General features: G+C 69.5%; 8 protein-coding genes. 2 read left to right on the top strand and 6 right to left on the bottom strand.

What is annotated here, in order from left to right; translation table 11 throughout:
* From ON23_RS19945 to ON23_RS19930, 4 genes are all read right to left on the bottom strand, one after another.
* A partial coding sequence (locus tag ON23_RS19945; RefSeq protein WP_039780023.1) for an ATP-binding cassette domain-containing protein occupies positions 1–336 on the bottom strand: 336 nt, incomplete at its 3' end.
* Between the two features lie 16 nt (positions 337–352).
* A complete protein-coding gene (gene modB, locus ON23_RS19940) occupies positions 353–1,168 on the bottom strand; it encodes a molybdate ABC transporter permease subunit (RefSeq protein ID WP_039780022.1) in 816 nt (271 codons plus the stop codon).
* Entirely contained in the window at positions 1,165–1,950 is a 786-nt protein-coding gene (gene modA / locus ON23_RS19935; protein ID WP_039780021.1) for a molybdate ABC transporter substrate-binding protein, read from the bottom strand. Before modA ends, modB begins: the two co-directional genes overlap by 4 nt.
* 5 nt (positions 1,951–1,955) lie before the next feature.
* Positions 1,956–2,357, bottom strand: a complete 402-nt coding sequence (locus tag ON23_RS19930) for a TOBE domain-containing protein (RefSeq protein ID WP_039780020.1) — start codon at positions 2,355–2,357, stop codon at positions 1,956–1,958.
* 141 nt (positions 2,358–2,498) lie between these two features.
* On the opposite strand from ON23_RS19930, the gene ON23_RS19925 reads away from it, so the two are divergent.
* Positions 2,499–2,981 carry a nitroreductase/quinone reductase family protein gene (locus ON23_RS19925; protein ID WP_083904098.1) on the top strand — a complete coding sequence of 161 codons (483 nt, stop codon included), beginning with the start codon at positions 2,499–2,501 and terminating at the stop codon, positions 2,979–2,981.
* Positions 2,982–2,990: 9 nt separating this feature from the next.
* Here ON23_RS19925 and ON23_RS19920 read toward each other — a convergent pair whose 3' ends face one another.
* Positions 2,991–3,422 carry a type II toxin-antitoxin system Rv0910 family toxin gene (locus ON23_RS19920; RefSeq protein WP_039780019.1) on the bottom strand — a complete coding sequence of 144 codons (432 nt, stop codon included), beginning with the start codon at positions 3,420–3,422 and terminating at the stop codon, positions 2,991–2,993.
* Positions 3,423–3,464: 42 nt separating this feature from the next.
* On the bottom strand, positions 3,465–4,556 hold the full coding sequence (locus tag ON23_RS19915; protein ID WP_086006950.1) for an XdhC family protein: 1,092 nt from the start codon (positions 4,554–4,556) through the stop codon (positions 3,465–3,467).
* Between the two features lie 124 nt (positions 4,557–4,680).
* On the opposite strand from ON23_RS19915, the gene ON23_RS19910 reads away from it, so the two are divergent.
* Positions 4,681–7,062: xanthine dehydrogenase family protein molybdopterin-binding subunit (locus ON23_RS19910; RefSeq protein ID WP_063821306.1), on the top strand; the 2,382-nt coding region annotated here is incomplete at its 3' end.

Below are 7,062 nucleotides of genomic sequence, written 5' to 3'. Positions count from 1 at the left end.
GGGCCGTCGAGCGCGCCGCATACCGCGCGCCCGCAGACCGAACGCGACGTTCTCCAGCGCCGAAAGATGCTGGAACAGAAGGTAATCCTGGAACACGACGCCGACCTGTCGCTGCTCCGGCGGGACGAAAACGCCGGGCGGCTCGTCCCAGACCGCGTCGGCGACGGTGAGGCGCCCGCCGGTGAGCGGGACGAGTCCGGCCAGCGCGCGCAGCGCCGTGGTCTTCCCGGCGCCGTTGGGGCCCAGCAGCGCCACCACCTCACCGGGTGCGACGGACAATGAGAGGTCGAGGCGGAAGCGCTCGCGCCGCACCTCGAGTTCGGCCCGCAGTGTCATAGTTCGGCCCGCAGTGTCATACCGCTCCTCGAATCCAGCGCTCGCGCAACGACACCAGCACCGCGACCGAGACCAGCAGCAGCACCAGGCTGAGCACGATCGCGGCATCGGGATCGGTTTCCAGCGCGAGATACACCGCGAGCGGCATGGTGGTGGTGCGGCCGGGGAAATTCCCGGCGAAGGTGATGGTCGCGCCGAATTCGCCCAGCGCCCGCGCCCAGCACAGCACGCCGCCGGCGATCACACCCGGCGCGATCGCGGGCAGGGTGACGCGGCGGAAGGTGTACCAGGGGGTCGCGCCGAGGGTGGCGGCGGCTTCCTCGTAGCGGGTGTCGGTGCTGCGCAGCGCGCCCTCGACCGAGATGACCAGAAACGGCATGGCGACGAACGCCTCGGCCACCACCACCCCCGGCGTCGTGAACGGCAGCGAGACGCCGAACCAGTCGTACAGATATTGCCCGAGCAACCCGCGCCGGCCGAACACCAGCAGCAGCGCCACCCCTCCGACCACCGGCGGCAGCACCAGCGGCACCGTCACCAGCGCGCGGATCAGTCCCCGGCCCGGCAGCTGCGCCCGCGCCAGCAGCCAGGCCAGCGGGATGCCCAGCACCAGGCAGATCACGGTCGCGCTGGTCGCGCAGATCAGCGAAAGCCGCAGGGCGGTACCGACTTCCACGCTGAACAGCCGATCGGACAGACTCGCCCACGGGGTGCGCACCAGCAGGCCGATCAGCGGGATCACCAGGAACGCCAGCGCGCAGAGCGCGGGCAGCACCAGCACGACCGGCCGCCGCCGCGATGCCGCCCGCCGCCGCGTTCCCGGCCTGCTCACGGGGTGTCGAATCCCGCGGCGGCGAATACCTTCTTCGCCGGATCGGAGTGGATGTAGTCGACGAACGCGGCGGCCGCGGCGGCATTGGGCGCCTTCGCGAGCGGTGCGATCGGATAGGTGTTGATCGCCTTCCCCGATTCCGGGAAGTCGATGCCCTGCACCTTGTCGCCGGCCGCCCGCACATCGGTGCGGTAGACCAGGGCGGCGTCGACCTCGTCCAGGGTCACCTTGGTGAGCACGGCCTTGACATCCTGCTCGCGGGTATCGGGCTGCGGGGTGATGCCGGAGATCTGGAAGACCTTCTCCGCGGCCGCGCCGCACGGCACCTGCACCGCGCACAGCGCGATCCGCGGTTCGGTTCTGCCGAAATCGGCCAGTCCGGTGATCTTGCCCGGATTGCCCTTGGGCACAGCGATTTCCAGCCGATTGCTCACGAAGGTGTCCGGTTTCGCGGTGACCTCACCGGCGTCGACCACCTGCTGCATATTGGCCGGGGCAGCGGAGGCGAAGACATCGGCCGGCGCCCCCTGCTTGATCTGCTCGGCCAGTGCCGAACTGCCGCCGAAGCTGTAGACGACCTTCACGCCGGGGTGGGCGGCCTCGAAGTCGTGTCCGAGTGTCGTGAACGTCTCGGTGAGCGAGGCCGCCGCGAACACCGCGACCGTGCCCGAGAGTTCGCCCGTTGCGGAGGTGGTCGTCGCGTCGTCGGACCCGCATCCGGCCAGGGCGGCGGTGACGGCGACGACGGCCGCCGCGGCGCCGGCGATTCGGAAGATCTGCATTCTCGTCAACTTTCTGGGATCTCGACCACGACGTGGGTCGATTTGACCGAGGCGACGGCGATACTGCCGACCTCGAGACCGAGTTCGTCCACCGATTCCCGGCTGACCAGCGAGACCAGCCGGAACGGTCCGGCCTGCATCTCGACCTGCGCCATCACCGTGTCCTTGACGATGCGGGTGACGATGCCGCGCATCCGGTTGCGGGCCGAGGCGGCGACGGTGACGCCGGGTTCGTGCGCCTCGGCGTGCTGACCACGCAATACCTCGGCCAGGTCCGCGCCGCGTACCCCCTTGCGGCCACTGTCGAGCCGGATCTCCGGCAACCGCCCCTGTTCGATCCAGCGCCGCACGGTGTCGTCGCTGACCCCCAGCAGCGCCGCCACCTCACTGATCCGTAGATTCGTCACAATCGCAAGCATATTGCCGTGAATGCGGTTCGCAAGCCCCTTGCGGTTGCGGGCCGGTTACCCGATTCTCACCGGGACGGGAGGGCGTTCGTGCGGATCGGTTCCTGGCGGGAGCGCGAGCGATGATGCATGCTCGGCGGTATGCCCTGGCTCGCCGGAATAGTCTCCGCCACGACGCGATTCGCCAACCGTCGCGGCGTCTACGCCGGTCGGCGGGCGACGAAAGTCCATGTGGCGCTCTACCGTCGGTCGGGCGGGCGGATCGGCGGGCGCATGCCGGGCCGTCGGCGTGCGCGCATACTGCTGCTCGACCATCTCGGTGCGAAATCCGGCATCGTGCGGACCTCGCCGCTGCTGTACGTCGACGTGGGGGCCGCGGTGGCGATCGCGGCGTCGAAGGCGGGACAGCCGCACCATCCCGCCTGGTATCACAACCTCCTCGCCCACCCCGACACCACGATCCGGATCGGAACCGAGGTGCGCCCGGTGCGAGCGCGGGTCGCGACCGCGGCCGAATATCCGGACCTCTGGCGCGAATTCGTCACGATGACACCGGATTACGAGTTCTATCGGCGCCAGGCGGGCGAGCGCCGGATCCCGCTGGTCGTCCTCGATCCCCGATGACCGGCGCGCTCAGCAGTACAGGTCGACGAACCGGTCGAGTGAGCGTTGGATATCGCCCCGCAGCGCTCGTGCCACCGTCGCCCCGATCGGGCCGAACAGCGGCCGCCCGCCCAGATCGATGTCGACGGTGACCGCCGAACCCGAGGCGTTCGGCGCGACCAGCAGTTCCAATCCCAATTTGGTGCCGCCTTTGCCGGCGCCGCTCAACACGAGCCGGCGCGGCGGTTCGGCGGCGCGCACGGTCCAGCGCACGCGATTGCGCAGACCCTTCACCGAGGCGATGCCCACCAGTTCGGTGCCGGCAGTGAGCTCGTCGGGCACCCGGCCGCGCCACGCCTCGTGCATGATCAGCCACTGGTCGAGTTCGCCCAGATTCGCCGCATGCGACCAGGCCCGATCGGGAGGGATCGGAACGTCCACCGATACTGTCAGTTTCGCCACGCGTGGATGTTAACCGCCGGTGATTCGCACCCCTGCCGGTGGCTACGAGGCGAGCCCGGGATCGGCGTGGATCGGCCGCTCGGTCGCCGAGAGCGGTTGTGCGGAACCGCCGCGGCGCACCGCCACGATCTCGGCGCCGATCGACACCGCGGTCTCCTCCGGCGTGCGGCCACCGAGTTCCAGGCCGATCGGTGAATGCAGCCGACGCAGCTGCCGATCGGTGATTCCGTTGTCGCGCAGGTGTTCGCGTCGCTCTCGATCCGAGCGCCGCGACCCCATCGCACCCACATACGCCACCGGCAGCCGCAACGCCGCCGCGAGTACCGGCACATCGAATTTCGGATCGTGGGTCAGCACGCAGATCACCGTGCGCGAATCCACCTGCGTCCCGGCCAGATAGCGGTCGGGCCGATCCCGCACCACCTCGTCGGCCTCGGGCAGGCGCGCCCGGTCGGCGAAGACCGGACGCGGTTCGCAGACGGTGACCCGATAACCGAGCAGCCGCCCGACCCGGCACAGCGCGGTGGTGAAATCGGTGGCGCCGAAGACGATCATGCGCGGCGGCGGCGCGAAGGACGCCACGAACACCGTGCGCTCGCGATCCGCGCAACCGATGGTGCGAACCGCGCTGGTCGCGGTCTCGAGCATGGCACGAGCGTGCGCGATCACCGCCGGATCCGCGGGCCCACCGACGGTGCGATCCGCTCGCACCGCGACCATCGCACCGGATTCCAGATCCCGCACCAGCACGACCGGCTGTTCCGGATCCAGGGTCGCGTCGATCGTGTCGTACTCGGCCGCGGTGACCCGGTGGATGAACACGTCGAGTTCACCACCGCAGGTGAGCCCGACGGCGAAGGCGTCGTCGGCGCTGTAGCCGAAGGTGTGCCGGACCGGCGCCCCGGATTCGAGGACTCGCAGGCATTCCTCGTAGACCGCGCCCTCCACGCAGCCGCCGGAGAGGCTGCCCCGCACCTGGCCCGACGCCGAGACCGCCATGGTGGTGCCGACTGCCCGTGGCGCACTGCCGCGCACCCCGATCACGGTGGCCAGGGCGTAGGTCGTCGCGGCGGCATGCCAGTGCCGCAGGTGCTCGCCGAGTTCGCGCACGCCGACCTCCGATGAGAATTGCATTCTCCATATACTGTAGCCACATACTCACTTTCGGCATATATTGTTAACCGACCGCGAGGTGCCGGTCCTTGTCCGACGGCGAACAAGAGGGGATCAGTCCGATGACCGCGATGCGAGCCGCCCGATGACCTCGACGACAACCACCGCGAGCGCCTCCGTCGTCGGCGCCCGCATCCCGCGCATCGAGGACGCGCGCCTGGTCACCGGCGCCGGAACCTTCGTCGACGATGTGATCCGCCCGGGCGCGGTGCACGCCTGCTTCGTGCGCAGCCCGCTGCCCCGCGCGACCATCGGCACGATCGACGTCTCGGCGGCACTGGAACTCGACGGGGTGCTCGCCGTCTACACCGCAGCGGATCTCAATCCCGGCGCGCACGAGATCTCCTACGACCTGGACATGGTCGGCATGCCGCCGGTGCCGCGTCCGCCGCTGGCCGAGGAAGAGGTCCGATTCGTCGGCGATCCGGTCGCGCTGGTGATCGCCGCGGACCGCTATATCGCCGAGGACGCCGCCGAACTGGTCGTCGTCGACTACGAACCGCTGGATCCGGTGGTCGACTACACCACCGCGGACCAGTCGCCGAATCTGGTGCACGCCGGATTCGCCGGCAATTCGGCCGGGGCGATGGGCGGGCGCCCGGCCGCCGACCTGGCACCGCTGTTCGACTCGGCCGCACATGTGGTGCGGCAGCAGATCTTTCAGCAGGCCTATCTCCCGGTGCCGATGGAAACCCGCGGCATCCTCGCCGAATGGACGGCCTCGACGGCGGAGATGACGATCTGGATCGCCACCCAGTCGCCGCACGAGGTCCGGGCGTTCTGCGCCCGCCTGCTCGGCATCGACGAACACCAGGTCCGGGTGATCGCGCGCGATACCGGCGGCGGTTTCGGGCTCAAGCAGCTCCCGCTGCGCGAGGAAACCTGCGTCATGCTCGCCTCCCGCGCGCTCGGCAACCCGGTGAAATGGATCGAGGACCGCCAGGAGAATCTGATGGCCTCGGGCCTGGCCCGGCACGAGAACGCCGATGTGGCAATGGCATTCGATGCCGACGGCAGGATCGTCGCGGCGTCCATCGATCATGTGCAGAACGTCGGCGCCTATCCGACGCCCTCGCCGATCACCGGTGGTGTGGTCGTCGGCATCCTGTTCCCCGGCCCCTACCGCATCACCGACGCCTCGTTCAGCGCGAAGTTCCTCTACTCCAACACCGTCGGGCGCGTCGCCTATCGGGGGCCGTGGCAGTTCGAATCGGTGGCACGCGAAGTGCTGCTCGACCACGCGGCCCGCCGGATCGGGATCGACCCGATCGAGTTGCGCCGCCGAAACATGCTGCGGCGCGACGAATTACCGTGGGCGAATCCCAACGGCATGTCCTACGACAACATCTCGCCGCTGGAGACGCTGGAGCAGGCGGTCGAGAAACTGGACTACGACGCCTTCCGCGCCGACCAGCGCGCCGCTCGCGCGCAGGGCCGCTACCTCGGCGTCGGCACCTGCACGTATGTGGAACCGACCACCGGTGCGAGCCCTTTCCTCAGCACCGAGGGCGCCACCATCCGCATCGAACCCAGCGGCAAGGTCAACGTCTACGTGGCGGGCGGTTCGGCCGGAAACAGCTTGGAGACCACGGTCGTTCAGCTCGCGGCCGACGCGCTCGGGGTCACGCTGCCGGATGTGCGGACCATTCAGGGCGATACCGCGGTGACGCCGTTCGGCGGCGGCACCGGGGGCAGCCGTTCCGGGTCGATGACCGCGGGGGCGATCGGGCAGACCGCGGCCGTGCTGCGCGAGCGGATCGTCGCGATCGCCGCCCACCGATTGGGCGTCGCGCCGGAGGAGATCGATATCGCCGACAGCCGCGCGAGCGTGCGCGGCGCCCCCGACAAGGGGCTCACGCTGGCCGAGATCGCCGATATCGCCTACTTCCAGGCCGACAGTCTGCCGCCCGGAGTCCCACCCGGACTCGAGGCCAGCGGCCGGCACAAGACCTCGCAGATGGCGATCTGGGCCAACGCCACTCACCTCTGCACCTGTGAGGTCGACATCGAGACCGGCGCGGTGACACTGCTGCGCTATATCGTCAGCGAGGACGTCGGCCCGATGATCAACCCCAATGTGGTGGAGGGCCAGATCTACGGCGGCACCGTACAGGGCATCGGCGGCGCGCTCTACGAACATCTCGCCTACGACGAGAGCGGCAATCCGGTCGCGACGACCTTCCTGGACTATCTGCTGCCGACCGCCATGGAGGTGCCGGTCATCGAGGTCGGTCACGTCGAGACGCCCAGTCCGGGGCCGGGCAGTTTCAAGGGCGTCGGTGAGGGCGGGGCGATCGGCGCGGCGCCCGCCGTGCTCAACGCCGTCGCGGATGCGTTGTCGCCGTTCGGGATCGAACTCCGGGAGCTGCCACTCTCACCCGCACGGATCGTGGACATGGTGGAGCGAGCACGCGCCACCGGGGAAGGAGTCGGCGTGAAACCGGCCGCCTTCGGACTATCACGCCCC

The sequence above is a fragment of the Nocardia cerradoensis NBRC 101014 genome (assembly GCF_000308535.1).
GTDB lineage: Bacteria > Actinomycetota > Actinomycetes > Mycobacteriales > Mycobacteriaceae > Nocardia > Nocardia cerradoensis.
This window is presented reverse-complemented; position numbering and strand designations above follow the sequence as displayed.